General features: G+C 60.0%; 12 protein-coding genes and 1 tRNA gene. 5 read left to right on the forward strand and 8 right to left on the reverse strand.

Going from position 1 to position 15,696, the window contains the following annotated elements; genetic code table 11:
* Nucleotides 1–8 precede the first annotated feature (8 nt).
* The 3 genes from AB5Y89_RS17070 (at nucleotide 9) to AB5Y89_RS17080 (ending at nucleotide 2,145) form a co-directional block, all read left to right on the forward strand.
* Nucleotides 9–85: transfer RNA gene (locus AB5Y89_RS17070), tRNA-Pro, on the forward strand.
* 120 nt (nucleotides 86–205) lie between these two features.
* On the forward strand, nucleotides 206–682 hold the full coding sequence (locus AB5Y89_RS17075; RefSeq protein ID WP_234936593.1) for a hypothetical protein: 477 nt from the start codon (nucleotides 206–208) through the stop codon (nucleotides 680–682).
* Nucleotides 683–885: 203 nt separating this feature from the next.
* On the forward strand, nucleotides 886–2,145 hold the full coding sequence (locus AB5Y89_RS17080) for a dicarboxylate/amino acid:cation symporter (RefSeq protein WP_316286574.1): 1,260 nt from the start codon (nucleotides 886–888) through the stop codon (nucleotides 2,143–2,145).
* A gap of 71 nt (nucleotides 2,146–2,216) precedes the next feature.
* Here the strand turns inward: AB5Y89_RS17080 and AB5Y89_RS17085 are convergent, their stop codons facing one another.
* On the reverse strand, nucleotides 2,217–2,663 hold the full coding sequence (locus AB5Y89_RS17085; protein WP_010674336.1) for an isoprenylcysteine carboxylmethyltransferase family protein: 447 nt from the start codon (nucleotides 2,661–2,663) through the stop codon (nucleotides 2,217–2,219).
* Nucleotides 2,664–2,842: 179 nt separating this feature from the next.
* Between AB5Y89_RS17085 and alr the strand changes: the two genes are divergently transcribed.
* Nucleotides 2,843–4,069 (forward strand): alanine racemase, encoded by a 1,227-nt coding sequence (gene alr, locus AB5Y89_RS17090; RefSeq protein ID WP_010674335.1) that lies wholly within the window; start codon nucleotides 2,843–2,845, stop codon nucleotides 4,067–4,069.
* A gap of 54 nt (nucleotides 4,070–4,123) precedes the next feature.
* Here alr and AB5Y89_RS17095 read toward each other — a convergent pair whose 3' ends face one another.
* From AB5Y89_RS17095 to AB5Y89_RS17125, 7 genes are all read right to left on the reverse strand, one after another.
* The gene (locus AB5Y89_RS17095; protein ID WP_029314355.1) at nucleotides 4,124–5,068 is read right to left on the reverse strand and encodes a TerC family protein; all 945 of its coding nucleotides are present in this window, start codon (nucleotides 5,066–5,068) and stop codon (nucleotides 4,124–4,126) included.
* A 450-nt stretch (nucleotides 5,069–5,518) separates the two neighbouring features.
* Complete coding sequence (gene oppF / locus AB5Y89_RS17100; protein WP_010674333.1) at nucleotides 5,519–6,514, reverse strand: murein tripeptide/oligopeptide ABC transporter ATP binding protein OppF; 996 nt, start codon at nucleotides 6,512–6,514, stop codon at nucleotides 5,519–5,521.
* Nucleotides 6,515–7,495 carry an ABC transporter ATP-binding protein gene (locus tag AB5Y89_RS17105; protein ID WP_039038983.1) on the reverse strand — a complete coding sequence of 327 codons (981 nt, stop codon included), beginning with the start codon at nucleotides 7,493–7,495 and terminating at the stop codon, nucleotides 6,515–6,517.
* Between the two features lie 108 nt (nucleotides 7,496–7,603).
* Nucleotides 7,604–8,515 carry an oligopeptide ABC transporter permease OppC gene (gene oppC / locus AB5Y89_RS17110; RefSeq protein ID WP_010674331.1) on the reverse strand — a complete coding sequence of 304 codons (912 nt, stop codon included), beginning with the start codon at nucleotides 8,513–8,515 and terminating at the stop codon, nucleotides 7,604–7,606.
* A 14-nt stretch (nucleotides 8,516–8,529) separates the two neighbouring features.
* The gene (gene oppB, locus AB5Y89_RS17115) at nucleotides 8,530–9,450 is read right to left on the reverse strand and encodes an oligopeptide ABC transporter permease OppB (protein WP_010674330.1); all 921 of its coding nucleotides are present in this window, start codon (nucleotides 9,448–9,450) and stop codon (nucleotides 8,530–8,532) included.
* Between the two features lie 97 nt (nucleotides 9,451–9,547).
* Complete coding sequence (locus AB5Y89_RS17120; RefSeq protein WP_128272867.1) at nucleotides 9,548–11,167, reverse strand: ABC transporter substrate-binding protein; 1,620 nt, start codon at nucleotides 11,165–11,167, stop codon at nucleotides 9,548–9,550.
* 280 nt (nucleotides 11,168–11,447) lie between these two features.
* The gene (locus AB5Y89_RS17125; protein ID WP_010674328.1) at nucleotides 11,448–12,083 is read right to left on the reverse strand and encodes a YchE family NAAT transporter; all 636 of its coding nucleotides are present in this window, start codon (nucleotides 12,081–12,083) and stop codon (nucleotides 11,448–11,450) included.
* Nucleotides 12,084–12,916: 833 nt separating this feature from the next.
* Here AB5Y89_RS17125 and adhE point away from each other — a divergent pair.
* Complete coding sequence (gene adhE, locus AB5Y89_RS17130) at nucleotides 12,917–15,592, forward strand: bifunctional acetaldehyde-CoA/alcohol dehydrogenase (protein ID WP_041215422.1); 2,676 nt, start codon at nucleotides 12,917–12,919, stop codon at nucleotides 15,590–15,592.
* Nucleotides 15,593–15,696: the final 104 nt, after the last annotated feature.

The raw sequence follows: 15,696 nt of genomic DNA on the forward strand, positions 1-15,696 counted from the left end.
GACTCCGTCGGTGTGTAGCGCAGCCAGGTAGCGCATCTGCATGGGGTGTAGAGGGTCGGAGGTTCGAATCCTCTCACACCGACCAAATTCCCCGAGAAAGGCCTTGTCAGACGACAAGGCCTTTTCTTTTATGGTCTTCCGCCGCAATTGTCTCTCCAACCCCTTTATGCTGTAGTAAAACCCCCTTTGCCAAGCGGCCCGCATCATGTTGCCTTCCCTTCGTACTTTCTGCACCCTTGCCCTCAGCGCCCTGCTGGTCGGCCAGCTCACGGGCTGCGCCACCGCCTATGACAGTGAAAAATCGTTCTGGAATGGCCAGACCGGTTTTTCACAGACCCAGCTTGGCCCGGCCCGCTGGCAACTGGAGTTTGTGGGCAACGATCTGGTGGACAGGGAAACGGCGCGCAAATACGTGCTCAAGCGGGCCGGTGAGGTGGCACTGGCAAAGGGATACCCCTGGATTCAGGTCGAGACGCTGACCCTATCGCGGGATGCCGTCAGGGTCACCCCGACCCGCCCCCAATTCGGGTTCGACGAGTACGAGCCAGACACCTTCATGGACGACATGCAGGTGGAACACCGCACCTCGGCCCTGCTCGTCTTCACCCTGGAGGCCAGCCCCCGGGACGCGCAGAGCATGGAAGCCGTTTATCTCGCAAAAATTAAAATAAACAGCGATTAATACAGATAAATCACAAGATGCATATCAAATACAGCTAACAACAGCACAAAACTCCGAAACAAGTCACTGGATTTCCCCTTCGCGATTAGGCATGCTCCAGCACACCGGCTGTCTGGATTCCACCGCCCGGATCACAAAAAAGGACTGAGGCGGCCCCTCGCCGCCTGCACAGGCATTGCACCTATCGAAACCGGAACTCCCCCATGAAAATGAACAAGTTGACCGTTGCCATCCTCATTGCGATGTTGCTTGGCATCGTGACCGGGCAGGGTTATCGCCTGCTCGCGCCCGCACAGGCCGCAGGCTTTGCCGATGACATCACCCTGCTGACCGACATCTTCCTGCGCCTCATCAAGATGATCATCGCCCCCCTGGTGTTCACCACGCTCGTGGTCGGCATCGCCAAGATGGGCGACACCCGCACCGTGGGCCGCATCGGCGTCAAGACCCTGGGCTGGTTCATGCTCGCCTCCCTGATGTCCCTGACCCTGGGGCTGGTCATGGTCCACCTGATGCAACCCGGGGTGGGGCTCTCCCTCTCCCTGCCCGATGACGGCGCCAGCTCCGGCGTGGTTGCCACCGCCATCTCCCTCAAGGATTTCGTGACCCACGCCATCCCGAAAAGCGTGGTCGAGGCGATGGCCACCAACGAGATCCTGCAGATCGTGGTCTTCTCCCTCTTCTTCGGGCTGGCCGCCGCCGCCCTGGGGGACGACGCCAAGCCCGTGGTCAAGCTGATGGCCAGCGGCGCCGAGATCATGCTCAAGGTGACCGGCTACGTGATGAACTTCGCCCCGTTCGCGGTGTTTGGCGCCATCGCCGCCATGGTCGCCAAGGAGGGGCTCGGCATCCTCGCCACCTATGGCACCTTCATGGCCCAGTTCTATCTGGCGCTCGGCTGCCTCTGGCTGCTGCTCATCACCATGGGCAGCCTCTTCATCCGCCGCCGCATCCTGACCCTGCTCGCCCTCATCCGCGAACCCATCCTGCTGGCCTTCTCCACCGCCAGCTCCGAGGCCGCCTACCCCAAGACCCTGGACAGGCTGGAGAAATTTGGCTGTGACAAGCGCATCGCCAGCTTCGTGCTCCCCATGGGCTATTCCTTCAACCTGGACGGCTCCATGATGTACTGCACCTTCGCGGTGATGTTCATCGCCCAGGCCTACGGCATCGAGCTCTCCACGGCCCAGCAGATCACCATGCTGCTGCTGCTGATGGTTACTTCCAAGGGAATGGCCGGGGTGCCCCGCGCCTCCCTGGTGGTGATTGCCGCCACCCTCAACCAGTTCCACATCCCGGAAGCGGGCATCCTGCTGCTGCTCGGTATCGACCACTTCCTCGACATGGGGCGCTCCGCCACCAACGTGCTGGGCAACGCCATCGCCGCGAGCGTGGTGGCCAAGAGCGAAGACAGCCTGGGGGAGACCGCCCCCCTCGGCGAGGTGGACACCGCCAAGGCGTGATCCCCTGACCCCCATGACAACGGCCCGCTTCTGCGGGCCGTTGTCATATGCCTGATGGGGCACGCCGCGCCTCAGCACCAGCGCCTGACCTGCCGGCAATAGTCGTCATAGGCATCGCCGAATTGCCGCCGCAGCGCCTGCTCCTCCGCCAGGATCTGGAAGCGGGTAAGCCAGCCCCAGAGCAGCAGCGGCCCGAGCCACACTGCCATGCCTCCCAGATAGCACGCCAGCGCCAGGGTCCAGCAGAGCAGCCCCAGGTACATGGGATTGCGGCTGATGCGATAGACGCCCCGGGTCACCAGCACCCGGCTGCTCTCCAGCCGCTGGGGGTGCACAGTGGTGCGCTGCTGCCAGAAATGCAGAAGCGCACCGCCCCCCAGCAGGGCTCCCGCCAGCCACAGCGTGGCGACCAGCACCAGCCACAGGGGCGCCGCCCTCCCCTCGCCCCGCCCCAGCCACATGGCGAGCACGATGACGACGAACAGCAGCAGCGGTGGAATCCGCAACGTCAGCTTCATATTTTCTTCCTGCAACACGTGCCACGATTGACGCCGTTGAGATACACTCGCAGAGTCGGCATCTGGATAAAAAGTGAAATATATCATTAGCATAGCAACATGCTATGACCAGCCCTGCCGCAGCTCGCCTCAGCGATGAGCCCAGCCTCAACTCAAGACAATAAGAAAGGACTTGCCCCATGCACAAGAAAACACTGCTCGCGACCCTGATCTTTGGCCTGCTGGCCGGCCAGGCGGTCGCCGCCCCCTACCTGCCGCTCGCCGACGACCACCGCAACGGTCAGGAACAGACCGCCGCTAACGCCTGGCTGGAAGTGGATCTCGGTGCCTTCGAGCACAACATCCAGACCCTGAAGAATCGCCTCGGTGACAAGGGCCCGCAGATCTGCGCCATCATGAAGGCGGACGCCTACGGTCACGGCATCGACCTGCTGGTCCCCTCGGTGGTCAAGGCAGGCATCCCCTGCATCGGCATCGCCAGCAACGAAGAAGCACGTGTTGCCCGCGAGAAGGGCTTCGAAGGTCGCCTGATGCGGGTGCGTGCCGCCACCCCGGATGAAGTGGAGCAGGCCCTGCCCTACAAGCTGGAAGAGCTCATCGGCAGCCTGGAGAGCGCCAAGGGGATCGCCGACATCGCCCAGCGCCATGACACCAACATCCCGGTGCACATTGGCCTGAACTCCGCCGGCATGAGCCGCAACGGCATCGATCTGCGCCAGGACGATGCCAAGGCCGATGCCCTGGCCATGCTCAAGCTCAAGGGGATCACCCCGGTCGGCATCATGACCCACTTCCCGGTAGAGGAGAAAGAGGACGTCAAGCTGGGGCTGGCCCAGTTCAAGCTGGACTACCAGTGGCTCATCGACGCCGGCAAGCTGGATCGCAGCAAGCTCACCATCCACGCCGCCAACTCCTTCGCCACCCTGGAAGTGCCGGAAGCCTACTTTGACATGGTGCGCCCGGGCGGCATCATCTATGGCGACACCATTCCCTCCTACACCGAGTACAAGAAGGTGATGGCGTTCAAGACCCAGGTCGCCTCCGTCAACCACTACCCGGCGGGCAACACCGTCGGCTATGACCGCACCTTCACCCTCAAGCGCGACTCCCTGCTGGCCAACCTGCCGATGGGCTACTCCGACGGCTACCGCCGCGCCATGAGCAACAAGGCCTATGTGCTGATCCATGGCCAGAAGGCCCCCGTCGTGGGCAAGACTTCCATGAACACCACCATGGTGGACGTCACCGACATCAAGGGGATCAAACCCGGTGACGAGGTGGTCCTGTTCGGACGCCAAGGTGATGCCGAGGTGAAACAATCCGATCTGGAGGAGTACAACGGTGCCCTCTTGGCGGACATGTACACCGTCTGGGGCTACACCAACCCCAAGAAAATCAAGCGCTAAGCAAATTGCTGACATGAAAAAGGGCTCCCGAGGGAGCCCTTTTTACTGCGCCGTTCACGCCGCCTTTTTGCGGGTCATCAGCAGACTCAGCCCCATGGAAGCCAGCAGGATCAGCGCCACCACGCCAAGGGCGATGCCGGTCGGTATCTTGAAGATATCGAGCAGCAACATCTTGACCCCGATGAACATCAGGATCAGCGCCAGGCCGTATTTGAGCAGGGCGAAGCGATCGGCCACCCCGGCCAGCAGGAAGTACATGGCGCGCAGCCCCATGATGGCGAAGATGTTGGAGGTGAGCACGATGAAGGGATCCGTGGTCACCGCGAAGATGGCCGGGATACTGTCCACCGCGAAGATGAGGTCGCTCACCTCCACCAGCACCAGGATGAGCAGCAGCGGGGTCGCGTAGCGCACACCGTCACGCCAGACGAAGAACTTCTCCCCCTCCAGCGTCTCGGTCACCTTGAAGCGACGACGCATCCAGCCGAGCAGGGCATTGTTCTCGAGATCCGGCTCCTTGTCGGCCGCCCACAGCATCTTGGCACCGGTCAGCAGCAGGAAGGCGCCGAACAGGTAGAGGATCCAGTGGAACTGCTCGATGAGCCAGCTGCCCGCGAACACCATGCCGGCGCGCATCACGATGGCCCCCAGCACCCCGTAGAGCAGGACCCGGCGCTGCAGCTCCGCCGGGATGGCGAAGTAGCCGAACAGCATCAGCCAGACGAAGACGTTGTCCACCGCCAGTGCCTTTTCGATGAGGTAGCCGGTGAGAAACTCCAGCCCCTTCTGGTTCGCGATTTCGCGCCCGGCACTGTGATCCAGCCAGAGCCAGATGGCCAGGTTGAACAGGAGCGCCACGCTGACCCAGATGAGAGACCAGATGCCCGCCTCTTTCAGCGACACCTTGTGCGCCTTGCCGCCACCGACAAAGCGGATATCAATCCACAACAGGACCAGCACTATGCTGAAGAAACCGGTCCACATCCACCATTCACCCATTTTCACTTCTCCCAAAACGACAAAACCCACGGCCGGGAGGCAGTGGGTTCGCGTTTGGAGCAGATACACCTTGCCTCTCGGCAAGGTCTCACTTACAGCCGATTGACATCGACTGCCCGGCTGCCGGGTGCACTGCAGGATATGGGTGCACCGTAATGACGACAAACCGGCGAGAAGTTACTCCCCTTGTGCGGCGGATAATAACAGTCCGGGAAGATGGCGCCAAGAGGCATCTTATCCCCCATGCAATAAAAAGGGCGCCAGCACGCGCCCTTCTCGATACGGTTCTCCTTAGAACCTGTTTACGAGCTGTCGCGAGAGGTCGTCAACAAGGTAAAGAGCAGCGCAGGAACCGGAATGTATATGAATACATGAGCACTCTTTGTTACAAACAAGCGAGCAGCGCATGAGCCTTGATCACGGCCTCGCAGCAAGATCGTTAACAGGTTCTCAGAGCGGGTCCACCTTGAGGCAGGAGACCGCGTGGTCGAAGTTGCCCTCGAGCTGGGGCCGGGTCTTGGCGCACTCCGGGCCTGCCACCGGGCAGCGGGTACGGAACACGCAACCGGAGGGCGGATTCATGGGGGATGGCAAGTCCCCTTCCAGGATCTGGATGACCTTGCTGCGCTCCAGATCCGGATCCGGGATGGGGACCGCCGACATCAGCGCCTTGGTATAGGGGTGCAGGGGATTGGCGAAGATCTCCTTGCCGGTCCCCAACTCCACCGCGTTGCCCAGGTACATCACCAGCACCCGATCGGAGATGTGTTTGACCACGGAGAGGTCGTGGGCGATGAAGATGAGGGAGAGCCCCATCTCCTTTTGCAGGGATTTGAGCAGGTTCACCACCTGAGCCTGGATGGAGACATCCAGCGCCGAGACCGGCTCGTCACAGATGATCATCTTGGGCTCGAGGATGAGCGCCCGGGCGATGCCGATGCGCTGGCACTGGCCGCCTGAGAACTCATGGGGGTATCGGTTCACCAGGTTCGGCAACAGACCCACCTTGGTCATCATGGCACGCACCTTCTCCTTCACCTCTTCCCTTGGCAGGGTCGGGTAGAAGGTGATGAGGGGCTCGGCGATGATGTCCCCTATGGTCATGCGGGGGTTCAGGGAGGCCAGCGGGTCCTGGAAGATCATCTGGATCTCCTTGCGCTTCTCCCGCAGGGCGTTCTGCTCGAGCTTGGTCAAGTCCTGCCCAAGCCACACCACCTTGCCGTCGGTGGCCGGTACCAGGCCGATGAGGGCACGGGCGAAGGTGGATTTGCCGCAACCGGACTCCCCCACGACGCCCAGGGTCTCCCCTTCGTAGAGGCGCAGGGTCACCCCGTCCACCGCCTTCAGGGCGGAGGGCTTGGCCCAGGGCCAGGCCTTGTCACTCTTGATATGGAAGTGAACCTTGAGGTCGGACACTTCCAGCAGCAGTTTCTTGTCAGTACCCATTTAGTTCACTCCCTTGATCATGGCATCCGATACCCAGTGGCACGCCCGCTCCCGTCCGTCGTTGAACGGCGTCAGGATCGGAGACTGCTGGCCACAAATCTCGCTCACCCGGTGGCAACGCTCCTGGAAGGGGCAGCCGGTGGGCAAACGCAGCAGGTTGGGCGGATTGCCCGGAATGGTGGGCAGCTCTTCCCCTTCGGTGTCGAGGCGGGGAATGGCGCGCAGCAAGCCTTCTGTATAGGGGTGGCTCGGGCGATAGAAGATATCGTTGACCCGGCCGTACTCCATGGTCCGGCCTGCGTACATCACCAGCACCTTGTCGCAGATGCCGGCCACGACGCCAAGATCGTGGGTGATCATGATGATGGCGGTGTTGAACTCGCGCTTGAGCTCGTTCATCAGGGTCATGATCTGGGCCTGTACCGTCACGTCCAGCGCCGTGGTCGGCTCGTCGGCGATGAGCAGCTGCGGCCGGCACAGGAGCGCCATGGCGATCATCACCCGCTGGCGCATGCCGCCGGAGAACTCGTGGGGGTACATGTTCATCCGCTTGCGCGACTCGGGGATCTTCACCGCGTCCAGCATGCGCACCGACTCCTCGAAGGCGGCAGCCTTGGTCATCCCCTTGTGCAGCATCAGCACTTCCATCAGCTGATCCTTGACCTTCATGTAGGGGTTGAGCGACGTCATGGGGTCCTGGAAGATCATGGCGATCTTCTCGGAGCGGATCTTGTTGAGCTTGTGCTCCGGCAGATTCAGGATCTCGTCCCCCTGAAATTTGGCCGAGCCGGTGATGACACCGTTCTTGGCGAGCAGCCCCATGATGGCAAAGGCAGTCTGGGACTTGCCTGAGCCTGACTCCCCGACGATCCCCAGGGTTTCGCCAGCAGAAAGAGAAAAGTTGAGGTCGTTGACGGCCACCACATTGCCGTCCGGGGTCTTGAACTCGACCCGCAGATCTTTCACATCCAGTAATTTCATCTCAGTACTCCTTATAGCGCTGTCGTGATGGGGGCCTGCCCGTGGTGAACGCAGTGCGTTCCCTGAGCGGGTCTGATGGCCCCTTGGCGTCTTGCCGGTCCCTGGGTATCAGCGATCCTTGGGATCCAGGGCATCACGCAGACCATCCCCGAGGAAGTTGAAGCAGAACAGGGTCACCACCATGAAACCGGCGGGGAACAGGAGTTGCCAGATGGCCACTTCCATCGACTTGGAGCCTTCATCCAGCAGGGCGCCCCAGCTGGTCATGGGCTCTTGCACGCCCAGACCCAGGAAGCTCAGGAAGGATTCGAACATGATCATCCCCGGCACCAGCAGGGTGGCGTAAACCGCCACTATGCCGAGCACGTTGGGCACGATATGACGGGTGATGATCTTCCACTTGGAGACGCCGCAGACGTGGGCCGCCTCGATGAACTCCTTGCTCTTGAGACTCAGGGTCTGGCCGCGCACGATCCGCGCCATGTCGAGCCAGCTCACCGCCCCGATGGCGAGGAAGATGAGGGCCAGATTGCGACCGAAGAAGGTCACCAGCATGATCACGAAGAACATGAAGGGGAAGGCGTTGAGGATCTCAAGCACGCGCATCATCAGGCTGTCGACGCGACCACCGATAAAGCCGGACGCGGCGCCGTAGAGGGTGCCGATGATGACGGCCACCAGGGCCCCCATGATGCCGACCATCAGGGAGATGCGTCCGCCGAGCAGGGTACGCACGAACAGGTCGCGCCCCAGGCTGTCGGTGCCGAACCAGTGGCCGGTCTCCATGTCCGGGGCACTCTGCATGGCCCCCCAGTCCGGGTCATCGAAGGTGTATTGGGACAGATGTGGCCCCACGATCACCGCCAGACCGATGATGGTCAGGATGATGAGGCTGGTCAGGGCCGCCTTGTTGCGCAGGAAACGGCGACGGGCATCCTTCCACAGGGAGCGTCCTTCCACCACTTCCACTTTCTGGGCGAACGCCTCGACGGCTTCGCGCTTTTCAGTTGTGACTACCATGATGAACTCCCGGCTTAGTAACGGATCTTGGGATCGATGACGGCATAGAGAATATCGACCACGGCGTTAAAGGTGATGGTGAGGGCGCCGACCAGAATGGTCAGACCGAGTACCATGGAGTAATCACGGTTGAGGGCACCGTTGACGAACAGCTGGCCAATCCCCGGCAGGCCGAAGATGGTCTCGATGACCACGGAGCCGGTGATGATGCCCACGAAGGCCGGTCCCAGGTAGGAGACCACCGGCAGCATGGCCGGGCGCAGCGCGTGCTTGAGGATGATGTGGCGCAGGGGCAGCCCCTTGGCGCGGGCGGTACGGATGAAGTTGGAGTTCATGGTCTCGATCATGCTGCCGCGCATGATGCGGGAGATGGCCGAGATGTAGTACATCATCATGCCGAACACCGGCAGTACCATGAACTGGGCGCCGCCCCCCTGCCAGCCCCCCGCCGGGAACCAGCCCAGATAGATACTGAAGAAGAGCACCAGCAGCGGTGCCAGCACGAAGCCGGGTATCACCACCCCGGCCATGGCCGACGACATCAACAGGTAGTCGATGAGGGTGTTCTGTTTCAGGGCAGCAATGGTGCCGAAGGTGACCCCCAGGGTCACTGCCAGCAGGAAGGCGACCGAGCCTATCTTGGCGGAGACAGGCAGGGCCTGGCTCACCAGATCATTGACGGTGAAGTCCTTGTATTTGAAGGAAGGCCCCAGATCCCCCTGGACCAGGTTGCCGAGGTAAGTGAGGTATTGCATGCCGATGGGCTTGTCCAGGCCATATTTGGCTTCGATGTTGGCCAGGACTTCCGGCGGCAGGGCGCGTTCGCTGGTGAAGGGGTTACCCGGGGCGAAGCGCATCATGAAGAAGGAGACGGTGATCAAGACCAGCAGAGTCGGGATCGCTTCCAGTAGACGTTTAAGGATGAATTTCAACATAGACATTTCCTGTCCTGTACTGCTTCCAAAGGGTCGCGGTTGTAATAAAGGCCCGCCGTCTGGCGGGCCCTGCTTGTTATGCGACTTGTTTCTTTACTCAGTGAGCAACGATGTACATGTCTTTGCTGTAGATGTTGTCCAGCGGGTTGGCCGGGTAGCCGCCCACGTAGGGCTTGACCATGCGGGAGGTCACGTACTGATAGATGGGGGCGATCGGCATGTCCTTGGCCAGGATCTCTTCGGCCTGGACATAGAGCTTGTTGCGCGCCTCGGCATCCACCTGGTTGCGGGACTCGCTCATCAGCTTGTCGAACGTCGGGTTGGAGTATTTGCCGTCGTTGTTGCCGTGAGTGGTCTGCATCAGATCCAGCATGGAGGAGGCTTCGTTGTAGTCGGCAATCCAACCACGACGGGCCACATCAAACTGGCCTTGCTTGAGCGTCTCCAGATAGGTCTTCCACTCCTGGTTCACCAGGCTCACCTGCACGCCGAGCTTCTTCCACATGGAGGCGACGGCCACGGCCACCTTCTTGTGGTTGTCGTCGGTGTTGTAGAGCAGCTCGAACTTGAGCGGGTTGCCCGGGCCGTAACCGGCTTCGGTCAGCAGCTCTTTCGCCTTGGCATCGCGCTCTGCCTGGGTCAGCTTGGACCAGGATGGTGCCACCGGCTTGAAGCCGTCCACGAAGTCGGGCACCAGGGCATAACCCGGGGTCTCACCCTTGCCCATCACCTTGTCGGCGATCACGTCGCGATCGATAGCGTAGGTGAGTGCAGTACGCACCCGCACGTCGTCATAAGGTTTGCGCTTGGTGTTGAAGGTGTAGTAGTAGGTGCCCACATAGCCGCTCACCTTCACTTCGTCCGGCAGCTCTTTCTTCATCTGCTTGAAGCGTTCGATGGGCATGTTGTAGGTCAGATCCACTTCGCCAGCCAGATAGCGGTTCAGCTCGGCGTTGGTGGACTGGATGGGCAGGTAGGTCACCTTGTTGATGACGGTCTTGCCGTTGTTCCAGTAGTTGGGGTTGCGCTCGACGTCGACGCGCTCGTTGACCACCCAGTCCTTCAGCACGTAGGCGCCGTTGGATACCATGTTGCCAGGCTGGGTCCACTTGTCACCGAACTTCTCGATCACCTTCTTCGGGACCGGATAGGTGGTGGTGTGGGAGAGCATGCTGACGAAGTAAGGCACCGCCTTCTCCAGCTGCACCTCGAAGGTGTGATCGTCCACCGCCTTCACGCCCAGGGTGTCGGCCGGCTTCTTGCCCGCGATGATGTCGGAGGCATTGATGATGGTCGGGATCTCCATGTACCAGGAGTAGGGAGAGGCCGTCTTGGGATCCACCGCGCGCTGGAAGGCAAAGACGAAGTCATGAGCGGTGACGGGATCCCCGTTGGACCACTTGGCATCCTTGCGCAGGTGGAACACGTAATGTTTGTTGTCCTTGGTTTCCCAGGACTCGGCGACGCCGGGCAGGGTCTCACCCTTGGGGCCGGAGGAGACGAGACCTTCGAACAGGTCACGCAATACGTTGGATTCGGGGGTACCTTCCACTTTCTGGGGATCCAGGGTGGCGGGTTCGGAACCATTGCCTTTCACCAGGGTTTGCTCGGGAGCAAGCTTGGTACCGGCGGGGACATCGGCGGCGTGGGCCAGGGTGGCGCCACCGAAAAGTGCAGTCAATAAAAGGGTATTAATAATTGTTTTTCTATGAGTCATTTCCATACTCCAACAAGAACATTCCATGCATTTGTTATCCACGAGACAAACACCTCGCTGCCCGCATAATTCCCTGACAATTCTGATAATGCAATAGATATCATCAGGAACAGGCCGCTTTTATGGTCAAAAAAACAACTTAAAACCATTTATTCAGCATTTAAATATCCCGCAGCGGTCATTTTTCGTACAAGGCCGCTCGATTCTAGGAAATGACCAACAAAAAAGAAACAATAAAAAGCCGGTCACAAGGACCGGCTCCGACAAAAACGGACCTGGCTCACACCAGACCGGGGAAGACTCCCTTGATGCCCGCCACGATGATCTCGATGCCAAGGGACATCATGATGAGACCCATGATACGGGTCACCACGTTGATGCCGGTGTTGCCCATCAGCTTGAACAGCAGGGGAGCGGCGCGGAAGATGAGCCAGGAGCAGCAGGCAAAAGCCACCACCACCACGAACATGCCGGCCATCTGGGGCAGGGTCTTCTGGCTGGCATAGACGATGGAAGAGGAGATGGCACCGGGTCCGGCCATCAGCGGCAGTGCCAGGGGCACCACGGCAATGGATTCACGCGCAGCCAGTTCACCCTTCTCCTGCTTGTTGTGCTTCACCTCCCCCAGCTTGCCCTGCAGCATGGACCAGGCGATCAGGGTGATCAGCGAGCCACCGGCAATGCGAAACGACGCCAGGGAGATGCCGAAACTGTCGAGGATGAGCTGTCCCATGCACATGGAGACCATCAGGATGATCATCACGGCAATGTGGGCGGTGGTGTTGGTCTTGCGTCGCTCCTCCGGCGACATGTGGCCCGTCAGGCTCACAAAGACCGGCAACAGACCCAGCGGGTTGATGATCGCGAACAGGCCGACGAAAAATTTCAGGTATAAAGAGAAGTCTATTGCTGCCATAGGCGCCATCCAGAACCAATACGAGCCACAAGGGGCCAGCCCCCAAACTGCGCGTAAATTTACACCATGGCTTTTCCCTTCTCCAATCAAATAATCTCACCCTTACCGGGGCTTTTTAGTTAGTTCCGCTAATGTATCGACACAATTCAACATATCGGGTTGTTAAGGGAGAGAGGCCGCCATTAACATCGCCGGGTGCCATGGCAGCGCGTTATATCAACCCTCAGCCAAGAAACGATATTTTCGGCAAATGGCACCCTTGCTTCTCACCACGCCTGCTTGCCGCCCCCGCCCGCTCCTGTGACCCCGATTTTTGGCCTTTCTCACCCTGGTGCGGCGCCAGTGGGGCCGGCTGTGAAGAGGTGACGCGCTCCCTGCCACCGCCAGATGTGCTGTTTCGCCAGGGCGGCTGGATGAAAACAACAACCCCTTTCTCAACATAAATGAAACGTCAGGGGAGTGGACGTTCTGCCACCATCACGGCGATACCGCCTCCCTCCATCCCGGTCAAGGCGAGAATTCATCGGATCCCCTTCCCTGAACAGATATTCCAAGGGCGCGTGACAGCCGCTCGTGATGCCAAGAAAGGATGACACACTCCCGTAACATAGTGGTGCGATAAGGGGTGAAACAAAATTTCTTTTGTTCTTTTGTTACATATGATCCAGATCAATCTTTTCTGACACATCCCGACCCTATAATCGAGCCAGAAAACAGTTTACTAAGGCATGTAAATACCCCGTTATGGTGATTCTCGCCTTGACAAGGTGGCTATAATTGCCGGGCATTGCCAAGGTCTTACTAAACAGTTTTCAAATCATCAGGAGATAAACATGGCAGTAACCAATTTGGCTGAACTGGATGCACTGGTTGCCCGCGTCAAAGAAGCACAGCGTCAATTCGCCAGCTTCTCGCAAGAGCAGGTAGACAAGGTCTTCCGTGCCGCCGCCCTGGCCGCCAGCAACGCCCGTATCCCCCTGGCCCAGATGGCCGTGGCTGAATCCGGTATGGGTATCATCGAAGACAAGGTTATCAAGAACCACTTCGCCTCCGAATACATCTACAACGCCTATAAAGATGAAAAGACCTGCGGCATCCTGAGCCAGGACGACGAGATGGGCACCATCACCATCGCCGAGCCGGTAGGCATCATCTGCGGTATCGTACCGACCACCAACCCGACTTCCACTGCGATCTTCAAGGCCCTCATCTCCCTGAAGACCCGCAACGCCATCATCTTCTCCCCGCACCCCCGCGCCAAGAACTCCACCAATACCGCTGCCAAGCTGGTACTGGATGCAGCCGTGGCTGCCGGTGCACCGAAAGACATCATCGGCTGGATTGATCAACCCTCCGTCGAACTCTCCAACGCCCTGATGCGTCACGACGACATCAACCTGATCCTGGCCACCGGTGGCCCGGGCATGGTGAAGGCCGCCTACTCCTCCGGCAAACCCGCCATCGGCGTGGGTGCGGGCAACGTGCCCATCGTCATCGACGAAACCGCCGACGTGAAGCGTGCCGTCGCCTCCATCCTGATGTCCAAGACCTTCGACAACGGCGTGGTCTGTGCCTCCGAGCAGGCTGTCATCGTGGTCGACTCCATCTACAACCAGGTCAAGGAGCGTTTCGCGACCCACGCCGGCTACATCCTCTCCAAGGATGAAGCGGACAAGGTGCGTAAAGTGCTGCTGATCAACGGCGCCCTGAACGCCGACATCGTGGGCCAGCCGGCCACCAAGATCGCCGCCATGGCCGGTGTGACCGTGCCTGCCACCACCAAGATCCTCATCGGTGAAGGTCTGGAACTCTGCGCAGAAGACGAGTTCGCTCACGAGAAACTCTCCCCGACCCTGGGTATGTTCCGTGCCAAGAACTTCGAAGAAGCCGTCGAAATGGCCTGCGACATGGTCAACATCGGTGGTATCGGCCACACCTCGGGTCTCTATACCGACCAGGATCGCAATGCCGACCGCATCAAGTACTTCGGCGACAAGATGAAGACCGCCCGTATCCTCATCAACACCCCCTCCACCCAGGGTGGTATCGGTGACCTGTACAACTTCGCGCTGGCCCCGTCCCTGACCCTGGGTTGCGGCTCCTGGAGTGGTAACTCCATCTCCGAGAACGTCGGTCCCAAGCACTTGATCAACAAGAAGACAGTCGCAAAACGGGCAGAAAATATGCTGTGGCACAAACTTCCGAAATCCATCTACTTCCGTCGTGGTTCCCTGCCGATCGCCCTGGGCGACCTGGAAGGCAAGAAGCGCGCCATGGTGGTGACCGACCGCTTCCTGTTCAACAACGGCTATGCCGATGAAGTGGTTCGCCTGCTCAAGAAGCTGAACATGGAAGTGGAGATCTTCTACGAAGTGGAAGCCGACCCCACCCTGTCCGTGGTCCGCAAGGGCGCCGAGATGGCCAACTCCTTCAAGCCGGACGTGATCGTCGCCCTGGGTGGTGGTTCACCCATGGATGCCGCCAAGATCATGTGGGTCATGTACGAGCACCCGGACACCGCGTTCGAAGACCTGGCCATGCGCTTCATGGACATCCGCAAGCGTATCTACAAGTTCCCGAAAATGGGCGTGAAGGCCGAACTGGTCTGTATCACCACCACGTCCGGTACCGGTTCTGAAGTGACCCCGTTTGCGGTCGTGACCGACGACGCCACCGGCATGAAGTACCCGCTGGCCGACTACGAGCTGACCCCGAACATGGCCATCGTGGATGCCAACCTGGTGATGGGCATGCCCAAATCCCTGTGTGCCTTCGGTGGTATCGACGCCGTGACCCACGCCATGGAAGCCTATGTCTCCGTGCTGGCCAACGAATACTCCGACGGTCAGGCGCTGCAAGCCCTGAAACTGCTGAAGGACTACCTACCCTCCAGCTACATCAACGGCGCCAACGACCCGGTTGCCCGCGAGAAGGTGCACAACGCCGCCACCATCGCCGGTATCGCGTTTGCCAACGCCTTCCTGGGTGTGTGCCACTCCATGGCCCACAAACTGGGTGCGGAGTTCCACATCCCCCACGGTCTGGCCAACGCCCTGCTGATCAGCAACGTCATCCGTTACAACGCGAACGACAACCCGACCAAGCAGACCGCGTTCTCCCAGTACGACCGTCCGCAGGCTCGCCGTCGCTACGCCGAAGTGGCTGACCACCTGGGCCTGACCGCTGCCGGTGACCGTACCGCCGCCAAGATCGAGAAGCTGCTGACCTGGCTGGACGAGCTGAAGGCCACCCTGGGGATCCCGGCCTCCATCCGCGAAGCCGGCGTGAACGAAGCAGACTTCCTGGCCAAGGTAGACCAGCTGGCCCTGGAAGCCTTCGATGACCAGTGCACCGGCGCCAACCCGCGCTACCCGCTGATCACCGAGCTGAAAGCCATCCTGATGGACACCTACTACGGCCGTCCCTTCATCGAGGAAGCCCCTGCTGCCGCCCCGGTTGCAGCCAAGGTCGACACCAAGGTGGACAACAAGAAAAAATCCAAGGCCTGATAAACGCCACGGATGACAAGAGCCCGCGCACATGCGCGGGCTTTTTTGTTTGTCTATCTGTTTAATTTTGCTAGCTTGTTGATAGGCAAATTCGACAGAAGAGC

Origin of the sequence: Aeromonas sp. s4 (genome assembly GCF_040907855.1) — a bacterium.
GTDB classification, from domain to species: Bacteria; Pseudomonadota; Gammaproteobacteria; order Enterobacterales; family Aeromonadaceae; genus Aeromonas; species Aeromonas caviae.